Genomic DNA, 21,519 nt, shown 5'->3' with positions numbered 1-21,519 from the left:
TCTAATCCACCCGGGCGTAGCCCCGATATGTTTAGAGTTGGGTCGCTGCTACCGGTCGAGGGGGTTCCCCCCGGGTCGACATTACTCATTGTCGGCCCCCCGATGACCGGCAAGCGGACACTCGCGATGGAGCTGCTGGCCGCGGGGTTCGACGACGAAGCGGCCGCCGTCGTCTCGACGGACAGCAGCGCCGCGGACGTGCGCGAGGCCGTGACCCAGTACACCGATATCCCGGCCGACCAGCTGCCGCTGGGTGTCGTCGACTGCGTGGGTGATTCCCACGGCTCGGAGTCGCTGGGTCCTCTCGACAGCCGCGTCAGCTCGCCGGCCGACCTCACCGGTATCGGCATGGAGCTGACGACGCTGATGGAACGGCTCTACGGCGAGTACTCCTCGCGCCTCCGCGTCGGGCTGCTCTCGCTGACGACGATGTCGATGTACGCCGCGCCCGAACAGGTCGTCCGCTTTCTCCACGTCGTCACCAACCGTATCAGGGAGGCCGACGGCATCGGGTTCGTCGTCGCCCACGCCGACACGATGGAGGAAGCGCACCTCCAGCGCCTGCGCTCGTTCGTCGACGGCGTCGTCGAAGTCCGCGAACACGACGACGAGATGCAACTCCGGGTGCTGGGCCTGCCCGAGGGCAACACCGAGTGGACGAGTCGCAAGACGGACCAGCGGTCGAGGGCCGAACCGCCTTCGGCGGCCGTCGGCAGGGAGGCCACGACCGACAGCGAGCCAGCGGCGGCGGACGCGGGCGGTTCGACGACCACGGCGACGCCCGTCGACGGCTCGCTCCGCGAGATATTCGACGCGGTACGGGCCGACGCGCCGACGCTGACCGTGACCAACTACAGTGGCCCGCCCGAAGAGCTCGCGGTCGTCGAACGGTACTTCGACCGCCACGGCGTCGAGGTCAGGGAGGCCTCGATGGACGTCGCAGAACCGAAATCCGTGGCGCTGTTACACCGCGGTGACGACCTGCTGGCAAGCGAGTCCGTGCCCGCGCTCCGGGGAGCCATCGACATCGATGCGGGGACCACGGACACCTTCGAAAAGCGCCACACGAGCGACCTCCTGACGAACCTGGAGCGGTCGGTGTACGGTGCCTCCGCGGCCGACAAGGGGCTCCTCATCGACGTGAGCCACAACGTCGAGTTGCTGGCGAACCGGACTGGCTCGGGACGGCTCCACGCCGGCTTCCAGCGGCTGTCGAACCTCGTCGACGACGCCCAGGCCGCTCGCATCTACGAGCGACTCGCCAGCAGCGGTGTCGAGGTCCACGTCTACGGCACGCCGGACACGGAGGCGACAGTGCCGGGCGTGACCGTCCACGAGGAAGACACCGAAGAGATGGCCGAGTCGTGGTTCGTCGTCTACGACGGCGACGGCGACCCGGAGCGACAGTCGGCGCTGCTGGCCCACGAACTCGATACCGACAACGTCTACGACGGGTTCTGGACGTACAAGAGCGACATCGTCACCAGAATCGACGACTACCTGACCGCGACGTATCTCGACGGCGCCACCGTTGGCGGGCGCTCCGACTGAGCGGTTATACCGTCAGTCGTCGTTTTCAGCCCGCTGGACTCGCCCGCTGGCCCGACGGAACACACCTCTGAGCGTCTTCGCCTCGCGGCCGGTCGGATGGGCACGGCCCACGAGCCGGCGGAAGAGCCGCCGGACGCGGTGGCGTTTCTCCTCGGGGTGGTCGATGCTGTCCAGGAACGTCGCGAACTCCTCGTGGAGCCCCTCGACGGCGGCTTCGTCGGCTCTGACGTGGATGTCCTCGGGATGCTGGTCGCGCTCGACGGTCAGTTCGCGCAGTTCGTAGAGGACGATGGTCGCGGCCTGGCCGAGGTTCAACACGGGGTAGTCGGCACTGGCCGGAATCGAGCAGATCTCGTCCAGTCGTTCGAGTTCGTCGTTGGTCAGGCCGACCCGCTCGCGGCCGAAGACGATGGCAGTGTCGGCCTCGACGTCGGCCAGCGAGTCGGCCAGTTCTCGGGGCGTCTTCGCGGGGTAGCGGACGTGACTTGAGTCGTCCTCGTTCGTCGTCGCGGTGCAGGCGACGGTGTGGTAGTTCTCGACGAGATAGTCGAAGCTTACCTCGCGAGCGTTCGGGAGGATGTCCTCGCGAGCCTGCCCGGCGAAGCCGTAGGCCTCGCCGTCGGGGTCGAGTTCCGGCGGGTCCACGAGCAGCAGTTCCGAGAGGCCGAAGTTCTTCATCGACCGGGCGATGGTCCCGACGTTGCCCGGCGTCTCGGCGTCGACGACGGCGACCGATATCATACGTCCAGGTCGTCGAGGTCGATGTCCATCGCGTCGAGGTCCTCCTCGTCGAGCCCCGCTATCTCCTCCTCGAAGCCGGGGATGGCCTCGTTTCGCCCCGGGGCCTCCGGCAGCGATGTCGGGTCCTCGTCGACGTGTTCGAGCCCCTCGTACTCTTCGGGGGCACGATGCCCGTCGAGAATCCACTGGTGGAAGGCGTCACGGAGTTCGAGTTCACCGGCGAACTCTTTGCCACCTGCCTCGCGGAACCAGTAGAGAAAGTCCGGCTCGTGGGCCGAACACAGCACTACCTCGCCGCGGGGTTCGCCGTAGATGACCTCGGCGACGTTGCACTCCTCGATTTGGTCCTCGCCGTACTCCAGCCAGCAGGCGTCACAGGGGTCGACGACGCGGTCGGCGAGCACGAGGATGCGCTGGCGGTCCTCCGGTTCCATCGTCGCCAGCGGGCGCACCCGGCCGTCCTCGCCCAGCACGTCCTCGTCGAACCGCCAGCCGCGCAACCCGATGTTGACCTTGCCCATAGCCAAAGGTGGGCGGTTGCGAGATTAAAATGGCCCGATGTTCGGGTCTGGGTGGGCACGTCGCAGGTGGTGATATCGAGTTGTGGACCATGTGGACCGCAGGTGTGAGTAAGAGAAAGCTTATACCGGAGGCGTCAGTAGTCTGGCGTGAAAGCCGAAAGGGCACCCGGGTAGGGGTACACGGACGTGCCATTTCGGCTCAATCCGCTTTATCTGGTACCAGCACTTCAGCGACAGCTATGGACTTTCAGACCTGGGAACCGGTGTACGAGGGGCTGCTCGCGGCGTTTGGCTACCCCCGCGACGGAGACGAACGGGCCCGAGACCGACTCGGTGAGCTGCTTGGCGACACGGAGACCTACGACCCGGCGACGCTGAATCTCCGCGGGAAGACGGTCGCTATCGCCGGCGCCGGCCCGTCCCTGGAGCGCGAGGCCGACAGGGCGGCCGGGGCGGACGCGGTGCTGGCCGCCTCGACGGCCGTCGACCGCCTGCACGAACTGGGTGTCGTCGTCGACGCGATGGTCACCGACCTCGACAAGAACCCCGAGACAGGCCGGGAACTCACGGAATCGGGGACGCCGGTGTTCGCCCACGCCCACGGCGACAACGTCCCCGCCGTCGAGGAACACGTCCCGACCTACGACCCCGCCTTCGTCGTGCCGACCACACAGGCCGGCCCGACCGAGCGAGTCCACAACTTCGGCGGCTTCACCGACGGCGACCGGGCGGCCTTCACCGCCGACCACTTCGGCGCCGCCGAAATCCGGTTCGTCGGCTGGGACTTCGACGACCCGGACGTGACTGCCGAGAAACGCGAGAAACTCCGGTGGGCCGAACGGCTGCTGTACTGGCTGGAACGGCGCCGCGACGACCGCTTTGCCGTCCTGGACGGCCGTCGGGACGACATCATCCCGGTAGCCGAGACGGGGTAGCGCCCGGCACCCACATCTAGGGCGCCAGCGCGGCCATCGTCGCCTCGATATCGGCCCGCTCGGCCGCTCTGGGGAACGAGACGTTGATAGCGTCGACGCCGTCGATACGCTCGAAGCGCTCGATGTGGTCCCGACACTCCTCGGGGGTCCCGGCCACGGCGAGGGCGTCGAGCAACTCGTCGTCGATAGCGGCTTTCGCTGCCTCGCGGTCGCCGTCGTTCCACTGCTCGAAGACCGTCGTCGCGGTGTCCTCGTACCCCTGCCGTGCGAGCGCATCGCGGTAGTAGGTGCCCATGCCGCCCACGTAGAAGGCGACGTGCTGGCGAGTCATGGCACGGGCCCGCTCGCGGTCCGCCAGGGCACAGCAGGGCACCGAGAAGGTGACCCGCTGGCTCGCCCGGTCGCGGTCGCCGAGTTCGGCCCCGCGGTCGAAGTCGTCGAGGCGGTCGGCCATGCCCTCGACGGTCAACAGCAGGGCGTGCCAGCCGTCGGCAAAGCGCCCTGCGAGTTCGACGGCCTTTGGCCCCAGCCCACCGGCGTCTATCGGCGGAACTGGGTCGGGCGGGTCCGAGCGCAGCCGCAACCCCGAGAGCTCGAAGATGTCGCCGTCGTACTCGACGGCTTCGCCCGACAGCACCTGCTTGACGATGTCGATAGTCTCCCGGGTCCGGCGCAGCGGTCGCTCGAACGACTCCCCGTGCCACCCCTCGATGACGCGCGGCCCCGACGGCCCGAGCCCGACGCGCAGGCGCCCGTCCGAGGCCTCCTGGAGCGTGGCGGCGGTCTGGCCGATGAGCGCCGGCGAACGCGAGTAGACGTTCAACAGCGAAGTGCCGATACCGACATCGTCGGTTCCGTGCGCGATGCTTGTCAGTGTGGTCACGGCGTCCCGGCCCCAGGTCTCGGGCAGCCAGACCCGTTCGTACCCTTCGACGTCGGCGAGCTGGCTCAACCCGACCAGCGTCGACACCGACGGCTGGGCGGCGACGGGGAGATAGATATCTCTGGCCGTCATCGGTGTGGCCGCCGTCGTGGTGGTCGAACGGTAGGCGCGGCTCGTGACGGTGCTGTGAGACGTTTCGCCGACATACCCGTATCTCCGGACCGGCATGGTATAAAATGACAGGCACACCAACCCAGCGCCGTTGAAACAGGTTCCAACCGGCGCCCCGTTGACGGCGCTACCCAACTCGGGTGCCGGTCGCCCGTTTCAATCCACCCGAGAGCTGCTTGGGCGCCCGAGTGCCTCCCGCGAGGCCGCCAGCACGCTCGACGGCGACAGCGTCGTCTCCGTCCACGCGGGGAGTCTGTCGTCCGGCCCCGGGGCCCGGATGCTCTCCGCGTAGGACTGTACCTGTGAGCGCTCTGCATCGTGGTCGTAGGTGAGCCCGTTGACCGCGGCATCGGCGCCATACTGCCGGATGAGCGTATCGGCCGCGTCCCGGTAGGCGTCGGGCAGGCGCTCGTAGTCCGGCTGCAGGCCGTGGTCCTGGAGGACGCGAAAGAGCGCCTCGCCGACCTCCGCGGCCATCGTCGAGAGCCCGCCGCGGCCGCCGACGGGTCGGTGGTCGTGGCGGTGCATCCCGAGGTCGACCTGTGCGGTGGCGGTCTCGCCGACCACGTCGTAGGCCTCGCCGAGCATCCCTATCTCCAGCCCCCAGGCCCGCTGGGCCCGAATCGAGCGGGCCGCGTCGGCGGTAACGGCGAACTCACCGGCCAGCGGATAGCGAAACGCCGAGAGATAGTCGAGTAGCGGGTCGTCGTGGGCACTCGACAGCGCACCCAGTAGCGGCGCGACGAACAGCCGCGCGAGTCGGCCGTAGAGCTGGCCGTCCTCGACGCGGGCGTAGTACCCCTTCACGAACTCGTAGCCCATCTCCAGCCCGGCGAGCAAGCGCGGCACGTGTTTCGGGGAGTACGTCGAGGCGTCGGCGTCGTGGACGGCCACGTAGTCGGCCCGACTCGCGGCCAGCCCGAGTCCGAGCCAGACGTCCCTACCCTTCCCCATCGCGCCGTCGAGCCCGTGGTCCTCGAGCAGCGTCGGGAGAGTGGGGGCGTTACACCACAGCGTCGTCACGTCGAGGTCGAACTCGGCGGCCCAGTGGTCGAAGGCGGCGGCTGTCTCGGCGTCGCTCCGCAGTGGGACCACGACTGCGTCGGGGCCGACGGTTTCGAGCGCCTCGAAGACGTGCGTGGGCGTGACGGCCGCCTCACTCTCCCCGGCGATGGGAACGACGACCGAACTCTCGCCCTCGGGCATCGCCGGCACCGCGTCGGTCAGGTCGTGCAGCGTCGTGATGCGTTCCTGTAGGTAGTCCATATCAGTCGGTGCGGATAGCCTCGACGACCGGTGCGAATGCGGGCTTGCTGGCGAGTTCGCTGGCCGCCGCTCGGAGCGCGTCGGGTCGGCCGCCCAGCAGGACCCCACCGTCGCCGGTGGTAGCGACGAGGCCTGCCGACTCGGCGACGTCGGCCAGTTCCGCGGCGGCGTCCGGGTCGAGCCCGGACACCTCGAAGACGCGGCTGACGTAGGCCTCGCTGTCGTCGGTCGACGCACCGATGGTCTCGAGGTGGCGCGCGACCTCGGTCCCACGGCGGGCGTCCAGTTCGGTCACCGTGGCCCCGTCGCCGACGACGGCGGCCCGCTCGGTAAAGGCCGAGCCGATTTTCGCGGCGTCGACGGTCTCTTCGACGTCGTGGGTGCGGACGATGTGTGCACCGCGCTCGACGGCCAGCGCAGTCGCGGCGAGGCTGACGGGCAGGGCTTCTTCGGTCGAGCGGTCGGCGATAGTTCGCAGGAAGTTCTTCCGGTTAATGGAGACGAGGATTGGACGGCCGAAGCCGCGGAACTCACGCAGGCGCTCGAAGGTCGCGTGGTCCTCGGCGATGGTCTTTGCCTCGCTCCAGCCGCCAAAGGCCGGGTCGACGATGGTCTTCTCGGTGAGGCCGTTCTGTTTGAGCGCCTCGTAGACCTGGTCGACGTAATCGGCCGAGTTGGCCCAGTCGGGTGACTTGCGGGCGGCCCAGTCGGTCTCCTCGACGGCCCCGGGCCGTTCGAGGTCCGGCGGGCTCGCCATCTTCGCGACGGCCACGTCGTACTCCCGGCAGATTTCGGGCATCTCCGGGTCCGCGAAGCCACAGATGTCGTTGACCATGTCGAAGCCGCCCTCGATGGCGGCCTCGGCGACCTCGGCGTAACGGGTCTCGATGGAGAAGATAGCGTCGTCGCTGACCGACTCGATGGTCTCGATAGCGGTGTCGAGCCGGTCGAGTTCGTCCTCGGCCGACAGGACATCGAGGCGCTTGTTGGCCGACTCCAGGCCCACGTCGACGATGTCGGCGCCCTCGCCGATGAGCTCCTCGTCGACGTACTGGGCGGCCTCGGCCGGGTCGTCGTACACCGAGGGCGAGTACGGCGACTCCTTGCTGACGTTCAGCACGCCCATGATGCGTGGGGGGTGGTCGTCACCGATCTGCAGCCCTGCTGCGTCGACCGTTTGCATAGCCGTCACCAGGGACTGGGGACGGTAAGCGTTGGTGTTTCCGGCACTGCCGTCGGGGTGGACAGGGCGGGTCGAAGCGGTCCGTCTCGTCCCCTCAGACAGGCGCTTCCGCCGGGTCCAGCGGCTCCTCGTTGACGTACTCGACGACGTCGAACTCGTCGTACTCGTGGCGCTCGGTCACCGCCCAGTTCGTCCCCAGATAGGGGAACACCCGACTCGGGACCTTGCGCTCGGGCAGTTCCGAGACGAAGGCCCGGTCGGCATACGGGAGAAACATCGCGTAGATGGACTGGCCGCCGATGACGTAGCCGACGTCGCCCTCGGCGGCGACGGCCTCGACGGCCCCAGGGACGGTCGAGACGAAAGTGGCGTCGTCTTCCTCGTACTCGTCGGGACTCCCGGTGACGACGACCGGGTGGGTCCCACGGACCCGCGTCATCCCCATGTGGGTCTTGCGACCGACGATTACGGGGTGGTCGGCGACGCGGTTCTTGTACTGCTGTTCGTCCTCGTCGTAGTGCCAGGGAATCGTCTCGCCGTCGCCGATTGCTCCAGTACGGGCCACGCCGGCGATAAGTCTGAGTTCGACCATGGGCAGTGTTGGGGTGGGCCTCCTAAGCGAGTGTCGCTGCTGCAGGAGCCGTTGCGCAGCAACACACCCGATGGGACCACTGCCTACGGTCGGGCGTGTATCACGTTTCGAGCAGTATCGCACAGTCAATCAGAAAATCCATCATTCTGACATGTGTCGACAACGATTTTACGTTCCCAGAGCCTATTCCCGTTCATCATTTTACTATCCGACTCCCTACCTGCTACCAACCCGTATTTCCTGGGTTACGTTCTCCTCTTTGCCGCCGCAGCGGCCGCCTGTTTCGTGAGTATCCCCCGGGCTCGTGCTATCGACCACGAGGGCACCCGACAGGGACTCGTCGGCCTCCTGCTGACGAGCGGGTTCTGGTCGGTCGCTCACCTCGGATTCCTCCTCGCACCGACGGTAGAGCTCAAACTGGTCTTCTATCACGTCGGGCTCTTTGTCGGGCTCAGTACCGTCGGCCCGTGGCTGTACTTCTGTTCGGCCTACACGGGCCGGAACCTGCATAAATCCGTCCCGATACGGCGGGCGGCCATCGGTGTGTTCGTCCTCGTCTCGCTCGTCAAGGTCACGAATCCGCTCCACCACCGATACTTCCAGTCGGAGGTCTTGCTCACCCCGTTCCCCCACATCTCAATCGTCTCTCAGGAGCTGCACTGGCTCGCCATGGGCTTTGCGTACGCGCTCTCTATCGTCGGCTATTTCATGCTCTACGAGCTGTTCCGGCAGGTGGGTCACGACACCACGCCGCTGCTGGGACTGGTCGGGCTCACCGGGCTCCCTATCGTCCTCGACGCGCTCGCGACCGTGAGTCCGACGATACTCAACATCACCTACACGCCGCTGGGCGTGGCCGCCTTCGCCGTCGGCGTCCTCTTCGTCTTCGTCGACGATTTCCAGACCGTCCAGCTGACCGGCGAGCAGGACGACCCGGTCATCGTGCTGGACGACGACGGACTGGTTCGCGATTTCAATTTACAGGCCAGAGAGCTGTTTCCGGCCCTCGAGGTGGGCGAACCCATCGAATCGGTCGACCCCAGACTCGGTAAGTCCCTCGAGGAGACCGAGGAGGACATCATCTTCGAACACGAGGCCACCGGCGGGTTCCGCTACTATCACCTCGGTATCAGACCGTTCACGACCGACAGGAGCCGCCTCGGGCGGTCGGTGACGCTCACCGACGTGACCGAGCGCGAGGAGTACCGGCAGGAGCTAGAGCAACAGAACGACAGGCTGGAGCAGTTCGCGAGCATGGTTTCACACGACCTCCGAAACCCGTTGACGGTCGCACAGGGGCGGGTGGCGTTCCTCCGCGAGGAGGAGGGCGACAACGAACACCTCGAAGCGACGGCCCGCGCCCTCGACCGGATGGAAGTGCTCATCGGTGACGTGCTCGCGCTCGCCCGGCAAGGGCAACCGATAGCCGAGCGCGAGCGGGTCACGCTCTCGGCCGTAGCGCGGGACGCCTGGGAGGTCATCGAGTCGGACGCGGCGACGCTCACCGTCGAGAGCGACGGTCGGTTCATGGCTGATGCCACGCGACTCCAACAGCTACTGGAGAACCTCTTCCGGAACTCTGTAGAACACGGCGGGGACCATATAGAGATCACTCTCGGTGTCCTCGACGACGGGTTCTTCGTCGCCGACGATGGGACCGGTATCCCTGTCGAAGACCGCGAATCGGTCCTGGAATCTGGCTTCTCGACGTCGAGCGACGGAACGGGCCTGGGACTGGCGATCGTGACCGAGATTGTCTCGGCCCACGGCTGGGAGATACGCGTGACAGGTAGCGACGAGGGCGGGGCACGCTTCGAGATTATCGGCATCAGTTTCGAGGAGTGACGTGGGTGAAGTATTCCGACGGTAGGTGGAGAGAGATACGCCTCTAGCGGCCACTCTCGGTATGGCTCGCTACTCGTTATATTCCTTTTACCGTACTGTTATGTGTACCAAACCCGTGGTAATCTTTGAAATCATGTGTTCAGACGTCACGCCGTCGTTGGCTACCCGGCGTGGAGCGGTCTGTCCACTGCAGGGCAGGGCCCGTCCGAGGTGGGTTCCCTGTGACTGACGCTCCGGTAACGTCCCAGGAGGCACGGAAGAAGCTCTACGAGGCCATTCGGAGGGACATCCCGTTCGAAGAGAAAGCACGTGCCGCGCTCGAACTCGGCGTCGCGTACCTCGAAGCCGACAACGGGCATCTCGCACGGATAGATACTGAAACAGGTCACTGGGAGGCGCTTGTCAGTACCGAGTCGGGGAAGGACCTGATTCCCCCCGGGCTGGAACTCGACACCGCGACGACGTACTGCCGTCGAACACTCGAATCGGACTCCCAGATTGCGGTCTACGATGCCCCGGACCAGGGGTGGGAAGCGGACCCGGCGTACACGACACACGGGTTCAACTGTTATCTCGGAACGACCCTGGTCGTCGAAGGGGAATCCTTTGGGACCATCTGTTTTGTCGCCGAAGATCCACGAGAGGAACCCTTCAGCGACAGCGAGAAGATGTTCGCCGAACTCATCGCCCGGCTCCTCGAACGGGAGATAGAACACGACCGGACCGAAGCCGCGCTCACGAGGCAAGCGAACCTCTCGACTGTCCTCAGCCGCGTCCTTCGCCACAACCTCCGGAACGACATGTCCGTCATCCGCGGCCTCACCCAGCACATGGCGGACCAGCTGGACAACGATAGATACGCCGAGATAGCGCTCGACAACATCGACGGTCTCATCGAGTTGAGCGAGAAGGCACGAACGCTAGACAGGATTGTTGCGACGCCGTTCGAACGAGAGCCGGCGGACGTCGTTGCGGTCGTCACGGAGGTGGCCGAGCGGGTCAGTGGCCGGTACCGTAACGGGACGGTCTCGGTCGAATCCGACAAAGAGATAACTGCATCCGTTTTCCCGAGCTTCGAACGGGCCGTCGAAGAGCTGATCGACAACGCGCTCAAACACAGCGGTTCGGACCCGACGGTCGTCGTCTCGGTGGATATCGTGCCGAACGCGTTCACGCTCCAGATCGCGGATGATGGGCCCGGTCTATCCAACACAGAGGCCAAGGTGCTCGAATCGGGCGCCGAGACGCCGCTGGCTCACGGGACCGGACTGGGACTGTGGTTGGCCCACTGGATAGTGTCGAGCCACGACGGCTCCATCGAGGCAACGGTGTCGGAAGACGGAACGACGATGACCGTCTCCATTCCACGAAAATCGACCGGAAATCTCGAGCAGCGGCTGTCGAAGCTCACCCAGGCACGCGACCAGTACAAGGCGGCCTTCGAGGACGCCAACGATGCCATCGTCATGCTCAACGACGACGCACGGATAGTGGACGGGAATCCGGAAGCGGCCAGGATGTCCGGCCTGTGTCGAGAGCGATTGCTCGGGCAGCCAATCAGGGACTTTCTCCCGGAGGAGTTCGATTTCGAAGCCACGTGGACGCAGTTCAGGGACACTGGGACCGAACGTGGCACCGTCACCGTGACCGACGCGACCGGTGCGGAACACACTATCGAGTACTCCGCGAAGGCCGATATCGTCCCCGGCCAACATCTCGTCATCTGCCGGGACGTGACCGAGCGCATCGAGCGTGAAGCGGAACTCAGCGTGAAGACCGAGGCGATGGAGCAGGCACCTGTCGGAATAACGCTCGCCGACCCGAACCAGGAGGACAATCCGATGGTGTACACGAACCAGAAGTTCTGCGAACTGAGCGGGTACGACGAAGCGGAGATACTCGGTCGAAACTGTCGGTTCATGCAGGGTCCGGAGACGGATGCTGCGAGTGTCGCGAAGATACGGGCGGCGATTGATGCAGCGGAGCCGGTGACGGAGACGCTTCGGAACTACCGGAAAGACGGAACGCAGTTCTGGAACCGATTGACCATCGCTCCCGTCGAGGACAGCGACGGCCAAGTCACGAACTGGGTCGGATTCCAGGAGGACGTCACCGAGCGAATCGAGCGTGAGGCGGAACTCAGCGACGCGACCGACCGACTCGAGGCTATCATCGAAGTCTCTCCGGACCCTATCGTGGCAGTCGATGCGGACGGGCGCATCGAGCTGTGGAACGAGGCAGCCGAGGAGGTCTTCGGATACGCTGCGGAGGCGGTGCTCGGTGAGGAGATTCAGTCCGTCGGTATCCACAGGGACGGCCAGCAGTCAGCGTTCGAAGCACAGGTAGCGCGTGCACTCGCCGGCGAGAAAATCAGTGGCTACGAGATACAGCGCCGGAAGAGCGACGGAGACCCCATCCAGTTGCGTCTGTACACGGCACCGCTCCGTGGCGAATCCGGAACAGTCACCGGCGTGATGGCCGTCGCCAGGGAGAGCACCGACTACACAGACAGCGAACAGACTGGGTGAGTCGCCCGTGCGTTCGGCGACGCGATACTGTTGGTCCGTCTCCAGTGCAACGCTGACAGTGGGCTCTCTCTCCAGCGTGGTTTCCGGAACGCACACCTGAATTTGCTGTTCGACGGGGCCAACGAGAGACGTTCCCCGGGTCGACCTACATTTATGGCGCAGGCGTGCGTATTGTTACCATGGTAGGTATCACCTACGAGGACTTCCTCGACCTGGACCACGACCCCGACGACACCGAACTCGTCTGTGCGTTCTACGTCGAACCGGCCGCCGACCAGAGCCCGGAGTCGGCGGCCAGCCGCGTCGCGAGTGAGTCCTCGAACGGCACCTGGGCCGAGCTGCAGGTCGAGGGGTCGGTGACTGACCTCTCGGCGACGGCCTGCGGTATCGAGGAGGCGACGGTGGCCGGGCGGGCGGACCGCGACGGCTACCGCGTCACCGTCGCGTACCCCGACGCGCTCTTCGAGCCGGGCAATATGCCCCAGGTGCTCTCCTGCATCGCGGGCAACATCCTCGGGATGAAAGCCGTCGACCGCATCCGGCTGCAGGACTGCGAGTGGCCCGAGCCGCTGGCCACGTCCTTCCCGGGGCCACAGTTTGGCACCGGCGTCAGAACGGAAATCTTCGACGCCGGGGACCGGCCCATCACGGCGACGGTCCCCAAACCGAAGGTCGGTCTCTCGACGGCCCAACACGCCCAGATCGGCTACGAGGCCTGGACCGGTGGGCTCGACCTGCTCAAGGACGACGAGAACCTCACCGACCAGGATTTCAACCCCTTCGAGGACCGCCTGACCGAGTCGCTGGCGATGCGCGACAGGGCCGAAGACGAGACCGGCGAGAAAAAGTCCTACCTGCTGAACGTCACCGGAACCGGGTCGGATATGCTGGAACGAGTGGACATGGCCGCCGAGCACGGCTGTGAGTACGTCATGGTCGACGTCGTGACCTGTGGGTGGGCCGCCGTCCAGCAGGTCCGGGAGCGTTGCGAGCACCACGGACTGGCCATCCACGCCCACCGCGCGATGCACGCCGCCTTCGACCGCCTGCCGGACCACGGCGTCTCGATGCGGGTCGTCGCCCAGATAGCCCGGCTCTGTGGCGTCGACCAGATTCACACCGGGACCGCCGACCTCGGGAAGCTGGCCAACGAGGACACGGTGGGCATCAACGAGTGGCTCTACGCGGACCTGCACGGACTCGCTGACGTGTTGCCGATGGCGTCGGGCGGTCTGCATCCGGGGCTGGTCCCGGAGCTGGTCGACCGCTGCGGGACGACGATTGGCGTCCAGGCCGGCGGCGGCGTCCACGGCCACCCGGACGGCACCCACGCCGGCGCGAAAGCACTGCGTGCGGCCGTCGACGCCGTGGCCGCCGGTCGCGACATCGAGACGGCCGCCGAGGAGACGCCCGAACTGGCGACGGCCCTGGAGACGTGGGGGACAGAGACGCCACGGTAGCTCCGGTGACAGCACCGCACCGGATTCGACGCTCGACGGTCACTCCGGGCCGTATCGCTCTGTACCACAGACGCGACAGGCCCAGAGTCGTCCTGGCTGGTCGGGCGCGTCCGCCCGCTGGTCCGACACATCGTGTTCGGTCACGGCGTCACAGCGGGCACAGTACAGCGGGTCGCCGAACGCGTCGGGTTCCTCGGGCATCGCGTATCGCTTGACGACTCCGGGGACCACCCAGTACGAGACCTCCGCATCCTCGATGACCGCCGAAAGCGTCGCTACATCGTCGCCGTCGGCCACGGCCGTGCCGTCCTCACAGTAAATCGTCGGGTCCGTCGGCTCGGTCGCCTCGCACCGAGTCGCTGCCGTCTCGAAGAGCGAGCGCCCAGCTGTAGACGCCAGTGGGACTGCACCGGGAAGCGTCGGCCATCCCTCGGTGAGCGTAGTCGGCGGCGACGTCTCGAACTCGCCCCACAGGGTCACCTCGCCGTGGGAGAACTCCGGCCCGCTCACGAGTGTCCGGGCTCGGCTGAAGGCGGTGACAGCCGATGCCCTGGCCGAACGGGCCCCGTCGGCGGGGACGACCGCGAGTACGACGCGGTCGTACGACCACTGTGCCGCGTCGTCCCGGCAGTCCCCGTCCGGCGTGACACAGTGTGGGCACCGGACACTGTCCGGCGGAATCTCCTGCCAGCAGGTCGCACAGGTGCTGGTCTTTGACTGGTCGGCCGCTGTCGGCACGTCCGCCGGCGCTGCTGATTGCTCTGTGTCCGCTATTTCCTCACCGCTACCGTTGCCGGTCCCTCCCACGGGACCTGGCCCACCCTCGTTCCCCATTCACTCGAGTGAAAGGTTACACGGCTGATAAATGTTCCTCTCGTTTCAGTCGAGAAAACGCGGCAACTCCGGGCGTGTTGGGACAGCGGTGCCGTTGCCCGACGCGCTCGTATCGGTCCCCCACGGCGGGCTGACACTGACAGTTTTATTTAGCCAACCCTCTTAGCCGGTCGCAGTGTCGACGCCGGAAGACGATATCCGTGCTGTCCTCGACGAGTCGGGACCGGACTACAACGGATTCACGTTCGAGACCCCGGGCGGCGGTCACCAGAGTGACGTCTATATGGTGACGCTGGACCACGGCGGCGAGGAGTACGAGGTCGTGGTGAAGTTCAAGCCGGACGGTGACATCCCGTTCGACATCGAGCCGAAACTCCACGAGTACGTCGCCAACCGGACCGACGTGCCCGTCCCGCGCATTCTGGTGTTCAAACAGCAGCCGGCAGTCGACGTGCGACCGTACTTCGTCACCGAGCGGGTCCACGGGGAGAACCTCTCACAGGAGTTCGCGACGCTCTCAGCCGAGGACCGGCGCCGCGTTATGCAACAGGCCGGCCACATCCTCGGCGACCTCCACTCCGAGATCGGCTTCGAGGCTTTCGGCCGGCTGGACCTCCACAACGGCCGGCTCATCGTCCGGGACTGGATGGGAAGCTGGCGGGAGTACTTCGAGCAACTCACGCGGGCGCACCTCTCCCGACTCGACGATACGCCGTTCGCGGACGTGAAAGGCCGCGCGCTGGAGACGATAGAGCCGGCCCTCGAATTCGTCCCCGAGGACGGCGTCCCCAGGCTAGTCCACGACGACTTCCGGCCGGCGAACCTCCTCTTCGAGGCCGGCACCGAGCGACCGATTACGGCCGTGCTCGACTGGCAGGACGTGCTCGCGGCCCTGCCCGAGTACAACCTCGCACAGACCGAGTTCCTCTTTATCGATTCGTCCTTTACCGACCCCGACGTACGTGAAGGTCTGCGTACGGAGTTCCACGAGGGGTACACCGAACACCGGCCGATGGACTTCGAGGACGGCTACGCCGACCGCCGGCCGCTCTACCAGCTCTCGACGCTGCTGTGGCGGATGGCCGGCTTCGACGCCGTCTTCGACGACGACTCCGGGCTCGTCCGGGCCCGCGCCGAGGCCCAGTACCGCCAGCAGTTCGAGCGGCTAGTGGACGCGGTTCCGGAGTAGCGCCGTCTCACCCACCACTCGGCCCGATATCCAGCAGCGCATCGACGTCGCGCCAGCCCACCTGCACCCTGGCGCCGGGTGTCCGGGCGGCCAGCGCCCCGCACGCGTTGCCGACCGCGAGCGCGCGCTCCAGTCCCTCGTCTCGGGCCACGAGAAAGCCCGCGGCGAAGGCGTCGCCCGCGCCCGTCGTGTCGACCGGGTCGACGGCGAACCCAGGATGGTACACCTCCCGACTACCGTCGAAAACCGTCGCACCGCCCGACCCCTGCTTTATGACCAGTGTCGAAACCGCGTCGGCGAGTCCCTCCTCGCGGAGGACGGTCGCTTCGCGCTCGTTACAGAACAGCAGGTCGGTCCGGCGGAGCGTCTCGGTGTAGTCCCGGTCGGCCAGCCGCCGGCCGGGGTCGAAGCTCACAGAGAGACCCTCGCGTGTCGCCGCCCGCGCCAGTTCGGCGGCCGTCTCGGGCCGCTGGCTGGTCAGATGAAGATGGTCGGCAGTGGTGAGCTGGCGCTCCGAGAGGTCGTCGGCGGCGTAGGCTTCGTTGGCCCCGTCGTTGCCAAACATCAGCAGTTCGCCAGTGTCGTCGACCACGAGATACTTCACGGCCGTCTCGCCGTCGGTCTCGACGAGCTTCGTCTCGACGCCGACATCCTCGAGTTCGCGGCGGACCAGCCAGCCGTTCTCGTCCCGACCGACACTGCCAAGCAACAGCGGGCTGGCGTCGAGTCCCGCCAGCGCGACGGCCACGTTCGAGGCGCTGCCGCCGCCGGACTGGTACTGGTCGGCGATGCAGGCCTCGCCGTCGGGGTCGGGGAGCCGGTCGACCCGCAGCGTCACGTCCCAGTTGACGTGGCCGGCACAGACGACCCGCAGGGACTCGGCGCTCATGGCTCTTGCCACGGTTCAGTCGGGCCCTCGCCGAAGAGCTCGCGCATCAGCGTGACGACGCTCTCGGGCGGGAACTGGCCGCGTTCGGTGACGATAGCGTCGATGTACCGGGGCGGTGTCACGTCGAAGGCCGGGTTCTCGACGGTGACGTCACCGATGGTCTCCCGGTCGGTCTCCTCGAGGACTTCCGACTCCTCACGCATCTCTATCTCGACGGCGTTGCCAGTCATCGTCGCGGGGTCGAGCTTCAGCGTCCCGGCGGCGACGACGATTGGCGTCCCGCGTTCCCGGGCGACGACCGCCAACCCCGAGGTGCCGACCTTGTTCACCACGCTCCCGTCGGCGGCGATAGCGTCCGCCCCGACGAGGACGTGGTCCACGTCGTCCAGATACCGTCGCGCGGCGCTGTCGACCACCAGGGTCACGTCGACGCCGAGCTCGCGCAGTTCGCGGGCGGTGATGTGGCCCTGCTGGCGCGGACGGGTCTCCTTGACGATGGCCGAGAGCTGCTTGCCATCCTCGACGGCCGCCTCGACGCAGGCCAGCACGTCGGTCGAGTGACAATGAGTCATGATAGTGTCGCCGTCGCGCAGTCGGTTGGCGCCGACCCGTCCGAGGTCGTCCTGTGCGGTCTCCAGCCTGGCCCGGAACTCCGCGGCGCTCTCGACGGCGTTCGTGCGAACCGCCTCGACGGTGTCACCCGTCGCTCGGCGCAGGACGTATCGGCAGGCGTTTGGGAGGCTGACCGCTGTCGGGCGGGTCGAAAGCAGGAAGCGAGCGGCAGTCCGAAGCTCCGCCAGCAGTTCCGGGGCCGTCTCCGCGTCGCTCTCGACAGCCTGCGTCTCGAGCGCATCGGCGGTCGCAGTGGCGATGTTCGCCGCCCCTCGCGTCTCCATCGTCTCGATGGCCCCGGCCACGTCGTGCACACGCGGCTGGAGCGCTCCCCGGTCCATGGTGATAGGTACCTTGCCACGCGACTAAAATACCGCGGCCGACCCATCTAATAATTCGTCGGGTTTATTACATCACCTCTCCGAGGGATAATATGGGAGAGTCCCCCGTAGAGACGCCCTCCAGTCGTCTCGTCCGAAATCGAACGAGTCGAACCGATGGTGAAAGACAATGCGACGACTGATCGTCGCTGCGCTGGTCGTACTGGCAGCCGTCCCGCCGGTCGTCGCCGGCACACAGGCCAACGGTTCGATTACCGGCGTCACGGTCTCGCCACAGAGCCCGGCCCCCAACGAGACGGTCACGTTCACGCCGACGATTCGGAACCTCCAGGGCAGCGGCGACGCCCTGATAATCGACAGCGTCGAGCTCCGCCCCGGCAGTTCGAGCGGATTGCCGGTGTACACCCGCGTCCGGAACGTGGGGACGCTCTCGCCCGGTGCCGAAGTGACTGTCCCGCTGACGTACACGTTCGAAGAGCCGGGCACACGCGACCTTCGTGTTTACGTCGACGCCCGGAACGCCAACACCAGCGAGCCAGTCGAGCTCCGGTATCCGGTCTCGCTCTCGGTCAGGGAGCGACAGCCACAGCTAGACATCCAGACAGACGACTCGGTTGCCGGCGTGGCGTCGAACGGGTCAGTCGAGATAGCGAACGGGCTCGATACGAGCATCTCGAACGTCGAGGTCACCGTCTCGGGCGACGGCGTCACGGTGCTCGAAGACCGGTCGGTGTTCGCGTCGGTGCCCCAGGGGGCGACCGAGACCGCCGAGTTCCGGTTCCGGCCCCAGCGAGCCGGGACCGACGAGCTCCGAGCGACCATCAACTACACGCTCCCGAGTGGCACCGAGCGGACGGTGACCCAGACCCGGACCATCGAGACCGAGGCCGCTCGCAGTAGCGTCGTCCTCGAAACGTCACAGTCCGGCAGCGGCAGCGACCAGACCCTCGCCGTCGATATCATCAATCAGGGGAACACGCGAGCGGAGGACATCGTCGTCACCGGTCGCTCCGAGAACGCGACTGTCAGCAGGACAATCGTCGACGCTGTCCCTCCGAGTTCGACGGAGCAGGTCCGGCTGAACGCGTCGCTGTTGGCCGCGAGTGCGGACGTGGTCGTCACGGCGGACTACGAGAGCGCGTCGGTCCAGCGCTCGGTCGAAACGACCAGGACCCTCCGCGCGACGCCCGCCGCCATCGAACTGACCGGGCTCGATATCTCGCGGGAAGACGGCGTGTTACAGATAACCGGTAGCACGAGCAACGTCGGGACGACGATGGCACGGAGCGTTACAGTCCGAGTCCTCCCGGGCGAGAACGTCGAGCCCGCGGCCCCGAACAGGGACTTCTTCGTCGGCGAAGTGCCGGGTAGCGACTTCAGCTCGTTCGACCTGACTGCCAGGACCACCGGGAACGTCTCCGAGATACCGCTGGAGGTGAGCTACCTCGTCGAGGGCGAGCGGACGAAAGAGACCTTCTCAGTACCCGTCGATTCGGGGCTATCGGGGGAACCGGAGCGACAGGCAAGCGGCGGTCCGGGTGCCGTCCTGCTAGCGGTTCTCGGACTCGGTGCCGTCACAGTGCTGGTGGTGGCCGGATTCCTCGTCCGTCGCTACCGGCGGGGTGACGACGACGTGGACCTATGACCGTCATCGACGCCCAGCAGCTGGTCAAACGCTACCGGACCGGCGGACAGACCCTCGAAGCGCTGAAGGGCATCGACTTCGCGCTGGAGCCCGGCGAGTTCGTCTCCATCATGGGCCCGAGCGGGAGTGGAAAGACGACACTGCTGAACATCCTCGGTCTGCTCTCGACGCCCACCGAGGGACGACTCGTGCTCGAAGACCGTGACGTAACCGACCTGGGGGACCGGAAACGGACACTGCTACGGAAGCGTAGCATCGGGTTCGTCTTCCAGCATTTCTACCTGTTACCGACGCTGTCGGCCGTCGAGAACGTCGAAGTCCCGCGGCTGTTCGACCGCGACCGTAATCGCCGGGCCCGGGCCCGTGACCTGCTGACCAGGGTCGGGCTCGGCGACCGGCTCGACCACCGCCCCGACCAGCTCTCGGGCGGGCAGAAACAGCGCGTCGCCATCGCCCGGTCGCTCATCAACGACCCTATGATCGTCCTCGCCGACGAGCCGACGGGGAGCCTCGACCGGGAGACGGGCCGCCAGATCCTCGACGAGTTCCGGCGCATCGCCGACGAGCAGGACGTCGGTATCGTCGCCGTCACCCACGACGAACTGGTCAACGAGTACGTCGACCGGACGGTCCACCTGGTCGACGGGTCACTCGGACGGGAGCAAGTCGATGCTTGACCCGCTCTATCGCCGGTTCCCGGCGGCTCTGATGGCCCGCCGGAACCTGACGCGGACGAAAGTACGCTCGGCGCTGGCGTCGCTCGGTATCGTCATCGGCGTCATCGCCATCGCCTCGCTCGGGATGTTCGGTGTCGCCCTGCAGTACTCCTTCTCCGAGAACCTGGGCGGTCTGGGCAACCAGGTGACGGTCTCGCCAAACTCCGAGGCCGGTGTGCAGAACCTCACCGAACGGGACGTTCGGGAGATCCGACGGGTCGTCGGTCCGGACGTCTCGGTCTCGTCGGAGAAACGGACGTCCGAGCCCGTCTCCTACGACCGCGGCCCCAATCAGACGGAAGTCGTCTACGGTATCGAAGACCCGGCGTCGGTGTACAACGCCTCCGAGGGTCGGATTCCCGACCCGTTCCAGAGCGGGGTCCTGGTCGGCGAAACCGTCGCCGAGAACGAGGGGCTGCAGCCGGGCAACACGATCACCGTCAACGGCTCGTCTATGCGTGTGCGCGCGGTGCTGGAATCGACGGGGTCGTTCTCACAGCTGAACCCTGAGAACCGCATCTACCTCCCGGTTACCTCGTTCGAAGAGCGCGGCTATCAGCAGGTGTACGTCACCGCCGAGTCCGGGACGGACGCCAACGAGTCGGCGGTGGCGATTCGGGACGCGCTCAACGACCGTGAACAGCGGGTCAACGTCCAGGAACTGGGCTCGATCGTGGACCAGATCAACGAACAATTCCAGGTCATCAACACCGTGCTCGTCGGTATCGCCGCCATCTCCCTGTTCGTGGCCGGCATCTCCATCCTCAACGTCATGCTGATGTCGACCGTCGAACGCCGCGAGGAGATCGGCGTTCTCAGGGCCGTTGGCTACCAGAAACGGGACGTGATGAAGGTGATGCTCATGGAAGCGACGCTGCTCGGCGTCTTCGGCGGCCTCGTCGGCGTCAGCGTCAGCACCCTCGTCGGTCTCGCTATCAACCACTATACGCTCGACGACGCGACGGCGCTGTTCCGGCTGGCGAATCTCTGGTATCTCCTGTCCGCCTTCGCCTTTGCCGTCGTGGTCAGCGTACTCAGCGGCCTCTATCCGGCGTGGAAAGCGGCGAGCGAAGAACCGGTAGAGGCGCTCAGAGGCTAGGGCAGCGCTTCGACGCCCGCCTCGAGCCACGGCTCGGTGCGGTCGACGGTGACGGTGTCGAACTGGGCGAGCCACCCCTCGTCGCCGCGCTCGAAGGCCTCCAGCGCGTCACCGACCGTGTAGACGTGTTCGCCGTCCGCACAGGGGAAGACGGACTGCAGGCGCTTCTCGTCGTAGATAGCCAGCGAGACCACGGGGAAGACGACGACCTCGTCGACGCGGTCCATGCCCACGTAGGTGCGCGTGCGCTGCTCGAAGGCCGGCTCCAGGGACGACCCGTTGCGGTCAGCCCAGTCGGCGAACTCCTCGTAGGTCGCCAGCGCCCCCGAACGGGTGTCCTCGGCCATCGTCCGGATGCGCTGCCACTCGCCCGCCACCATCGACTCGGTGAAGACGCCGTTGGCCTCCAGTCGGTTGACCCGGTTCAACACCTGCTGCTGGGCGTCGAATGTCCCATAGGTGTCACCGCGAAGATACAGTTCCGCTCGGAGGTGTGTTTCGTCGGTCATCGGTTATCT

19 protein-coding genes are annotated in these 21,519 nt (G+C 66.4%); 9 read left to right on the top strand and 10 right to left on the bottom strand.

Annotated features, from left to right (window positions below):
- The first annotated feature begins 27 nt into the window (after window positions 1-27).
- Window positions 28-1,551, top strand: coding sequence for a DUF7504 family protein (locus EGD98_RS03810; RefSeq protein WP_220587025.1), 1,524 nt, complete (start codon window positions 28-30; stop codon window positions 1,549-1,551).
- A gap of 12 nt (window positions 1,552-1,563) precedes the next feature.
- Here EGD98_RS03810 and EGD98_RS03805 read toward each other — a convergent pair whose 3' ends face one another.
- Both EGD98_RS03805 and EGD98_RS03800 read right to left on the bottom strand, forming a co-directional pair.
- Window positions 1,564-2,292 (bottom strand): RNA methyltransferase, encoded by a 729-nt coding sequence (locus EGD98_RS03805; protein WP_220587024.1) that lies wholly within the window; start codon window positions 2,290-2,292, stop codon window positions 1,564-1,566.
- Window positions 2,289-2,813, bottom strand: a complete 525-nt coding sequence (locus EGD98_RS03800; RefSeq protein WP_220587023.1) for a DUF8114 family protein — start codon at window positions 2,811-2,813, stop codon at window positions 2,289-2,291. Before EGD98_RS03800 ends, EGD98_RS03805 begins: the two co-directional genes overlap by 4 nt.
- Window positions 2,814-3,052: 239 nt before the next feature.
- Here EGD98_RS03800 and EGD98_RS03795 point away from each other — a divergent pair, with 239 nt between their 5' ends.
- Window positions 3,053-3,748 carry a 6-hydroxymethylpterin diphosphokinase MptE-like protein gene (locus EGD98_RS03795; RefSeq protein ID WP_220587022.1) on the top strand — a complete coding sequence of 232 codons (696 nt, stop codon included), beginning with the start codon at window positions 3,053-3,055 and terminating at the stop codon, window positions 3,746-3,748.
- 16 nt (window positions 3,749-3,764) lie between these two features.
- Here EGD98_RS03795 and EGD98_RS03790 read toward each other — a convergent pair whose 3' ends face one another.
- The 4 genes from EGD98_RS03790 to EGD98_RS03775 all read right to left on the bottom strand — a co-directional run bounded on the left by EGD98_RS03790 (window position 3,765) and on the right by EGD98_RS03775 (window position 7,843).
- Entirely contained in the window at window positions 3,765-4,763 is a 999-nt protein-coding gene (locus tag EGD98_RS03790) for a TIGR04024 family LLM class F420-dependent oxidoreductase (RefSeq protein WP_220588026.1), read from the bottom strand.
- 195 nt (window positions 4,764-4,958) lie between these two features.
- A complete protein-coding gene (locus EGD98_RS03785) occupies window positions 4,959-6,068 on the bottom strand; it encodes a glycosyltransferase family protein (protein ID WP_220587021.1) in 1,110 nt (369 codons plus the stop codon).
- Between the two features lies 1 nt (window position 6,069).
- Window positions 6,070-7,251 (bottom strand): dihydropteroate synthase, encoded by a 1,182-nt coding sequence (folP, locus tag EGD98_RS03780; protein WP_220587020.1) that lies wholly within the window; start codon window positions 7,249-7,251, stop codon window positions 6,070-6,072.
- A 94-nt stretch (window positions 7,252-7,345) separates the two neighbouring features.
- Window positions 7,346-7,843, bottom strand: a complete 498-nt coding sequence (locus EGD98_RS03775; protein WP_220587019.1) for a dihydrofolate reductase — start codon at window positions 7,841-7,843, stop codon at window positions 7,346-7,348.
- 153 nt (window positions 7,844-7,996) lie between these two features.
- Between EGD98_RS03775 and EGD98_RS03770 the strand changes: the two genes are divergently transcribed.
- From EGD98_RS03770 to rbcL, 3 genes are all read left to right on the top strand, one after another.
- Window positions 7,997-9,688: a sensor histidine kinase gene (locus EGD98_RS03770; protein ID WP_425433341.1), complete on the top strand. Its 1,692-nt coding sequence runs from the start codon at window positions 7,997-7,999 to the stop codon at window positions 9,686-9,688.
- Between the two features lie 221 nt (window positions 9,689-9,909).
- Complete coding sequence (locus EGD98_RS03765; protein WP_220587018.1) at window positions 9,910-12,216, top strand: PAS domain S-box protein; 2,307 nt, start codon at window positions 9,910-9,912, stop codon at window positions 12,214-12,216.
- A gap of 179 nt (window positions 12,217-12,395) precedes the next feature.
- Entirely contained in the window at window positions 12,396-13,676 is a 1,281-nt protein-coding gene (gene rbcL / locus EGD98_RS03760) for a type III ribulose-bisphosphate carboxylase (protein ID WP_220587017.1), read from the top strand.
- 39 nt (window positions 13,677-13,715) lie between these two features.
- Here the strand turns inward: rbcL and EGD98_RS03755 are convergent, their stop codons facing one another.
- Complete coding sequence (locus EGD98_RS03755; RefSeq protein ID WP_220587016.1) at window positions 13,716-14,510, bottom strand: hypothetical protein; 795 nt, start codon at window positions 14,508-14,510, stop codon at window positions 13,716-13,718.
- A 175-nt stretch (window positions 14,511-14,685) separates the two neighbouring features.
- Between EGD98_RS03755 and EGD98_RS03750 the strand changes: the two genes are divergently transcribed.
- Window positions 14,686-15,699 carry a phosphotransferase family protein gene (locus tag EGD98_RS03750; protein ID WP_220587015.1) on the top strand — a complete coding sequence of 338 codons (1,014 nt, stop codon included), beginning with the start codon at window positions 14,686-14,688 and terminating at the stop codon, window positions 15,697-15,699.
- A gap of 7 nt (window positions 15,700-15,706) precedes the next feature.
- Here the strand turns inward: EGD98_RS03750 and EGD98_RS03745 are convergent, their stop codons facing one another.
- Window positions 15,707-16,588, bottom strand: coding sequence for an ATP-dependent ribose-1-phosphate kinase (locus EGD98_RS03745; protein WP_220587014.1), 882 nt, complete (start codon window positions 16,586-16,588; stop codon window positions 15,707-15,709).
- A complete protein-coding gene (locus EGD98_RS03740; protein ID WP_220587013.1) occupies window positions 16,585-17,541 on the bottom strand; it encodes a ribose 1,5-bisphosphate isomerase in 957 nt (318 codons plus the stop codon). The genes EGD98_RS03745 and EGD98_RS03740 overlap by 4 nt, the downstream gene beginning before the upstream one ends.
- Window positions 17,542-17,710: 169 nt before the next feature.
- Between EGD98_RS03740 and EGD98_RS03735 the strand changes: the two genes are divergently transcribed.
- Genes EGD98_RS03735 through EGD98_RS03725 form a run of 3 tightly spaced genes read left to right on the top strand, consistent with a single transcriptional unit; the run spans window position 17,711 to window position 21,001 of the window.
- Entirely contained in the window at window positions 17,711-19,186 is a 1,476-nt protein-coding gene (locus EGD98_RS03735; protein WP_220587012.1) for a CARDB domain-containing protein, read from the top strand.
- Complete coding sequence (locus EGD98_RS03730; RefSeq protein ID WP_220587011.1) at window positions 19,183-19,863, top strand: ABC transporter ATP-binding protein; 681 nt, start codon at window positions 19,183-19,185, stop codon at window positions 19,861-19,863. The genes EGD98_RS03735 and EGD98_RS03730 overlap by 4 nt, the downstream gene beginning before the upstream one ends.
- Window positions 19,856-21,001: an ABC transporter permease gene (locus EGD98_RS03725; RefSeq protein WP_236039218.1), complete on the top strand. Its 1,146-nt coding sequence runs from the start codon at window positions 19,856-19,858 to the stop codon at window positions 20,999-21,001. The genes EGD98_RS03730 and EGD98_RS03725 overlap by 8 nt, the downstream gene beginning before the upstream one ends.
- On the opposite strand, the gene EGD98_RS03720 is transcribed toward EGD98_RS03725, so the two are convergent.
- A complete protein-coding gene (locus tag EGD98_RS03720; protein WP_220587010.1) occupies window positions 20,998-21,510 on the bottom strand; it encodes an HTH domain-containing protein in 513 nt (170 codons plus the stop codon). The two genes, EGD98_RS03725 and EGD98_RS03720, sit on opposite strands and share 4 nt — an antisense overlap.
- Between the last annotated feature and the right edge of the window lie 9 nt (window positions 21,511-21,519).

Origin of the sequence: Haloarcula salinisoli (assembly GCF_019599405.1) — an archaeon.
Lineage (GTDB): Archaea > Halobacteriota > Halobacteria > Halobacteriales > Haloarculaceae > Haloarcula > Haloarcula salinisoli.
Note: the sequence above shows the minus strand (reverse complement) of the source record. Positions and strands in the feature narration are given on the sequence as shown.

Excerpts from the sequence above, each read along its gene's own strand:
- EGD98_RS03810 (WP_220587025.1), top strand. The coding sequence starts at position 28 with ATGTTTAGAGTTGGGTCGCTGCTACCGGTCGAGGGGGTTCCCCCCGGG.
- EGD98_RS03805 (WP_220587024.1), bottom strand. The coding sequence starts at position 2,292 with ATGATATCGGTCGCCGTCGTCGACGCCGAGACGCCGGGCAACGTCGGG.
- EGD98_RS03800 (WP_220587023.1), bottom strand. The coding sequence starts at position 2,813 with ATGGGCAAGGTCAACATCGGGTTGCGCGGCTGGCGGTTCGACGAGGAC.
- EGD98_RS03795 (WP_220587022.1), top strand. The coding sequence starts at position 3,053 with ATGGACTTTCAGACCTGGGAACCGGTGTACGAGGGGCTGCTCGCGGCG.
- EGD98_RS03790 (WP_220588026.1), bottom strand. The coding sequence starts at position 4,763 with ATGACGGCCAGAGATATCTATCTCCCCGTCGCCGCCCAGCCGTCGGTG.
- EGD98_RS03785 (WP_220587021.1), bottom strand. The coding sequence starts at position 6,068 with ATGGACTACCTACAGGAACGCATCACGACGCTGCACGACCTGACCGAC.
- folP (WP_220587020.1), bottom strand. The coding sequence starts at position 7,251 with ATGCAAACGGTCGACGCAGCAGGGCTGCAGATCGGTGACGACCACCCC.
- EGD98_RS03775 (WP_220587019.1), bottom strand. The coding sequence starts at position 7,843 with ATGGTCGAACTCAGACTTATCGCCGGCGTGGCCCGTACTGGAGCAATC.
- rbcL (WP_220587017.1), top strand. The coding sequence starts at position 12,396 with ATGGTAGGTATCACCTACGAGGACTTCCTCGACCTGGACCACGACCCC.
- EGD98_RS03755 (WP_220587016.1), bottom strand. The coding sequence starts at position 14,510 with ATGGGGAACGAGGGTGGGCCAGGTCCCGTGGGAGGGACCGGCAACGGT.
- EGD98_RS03745 (WP_220587014.1), bottom strand. The coding sequence starts at position 16,588 with ATGAGCGCCGAGTCCCTGCGGGTCGTCTGTGCCGGCCACGTCAACTGG.
- EGD98_RS03740 (WP_220587013.1), bottom strand. The coding sequence starts at position 17,541 with ATGGACCGGGGAGCGCTCCAGCCGCGTGTGCACGACGTGGCCGGGGCC.
- EGD98_RS03735 (WP_220587012.1), top strand. The coding sequence starts at position 17,711 with ATGCGACGACTGATCGTCGCTGCGCTGGTCGTACTGGCAGCCGTCCCG.
- EGD98_RS03730 (WP_220587011.1), top strand. The coding sequence starts at position 19,183 with ATGACCGTCATCGACGCCCAGCAGCTGGTCAAACGCTACCGGACCGGC.
- EGD98_RS03725 (WP_236039218.1), top strand. The coding sequence starts at position 19,856 with ATGCTTGACCCGCTCTATCGCCGGTTCCCGGCGGCTCTGATGGCCCGC.
- EGD98_RS03720 (WP_220587010.1), bottom strand. The coding sequence starts at position 21,510 with ATGACCGACGAAACACACCTCCGAGCGGAACTGTATCTTCGCGGTGAC.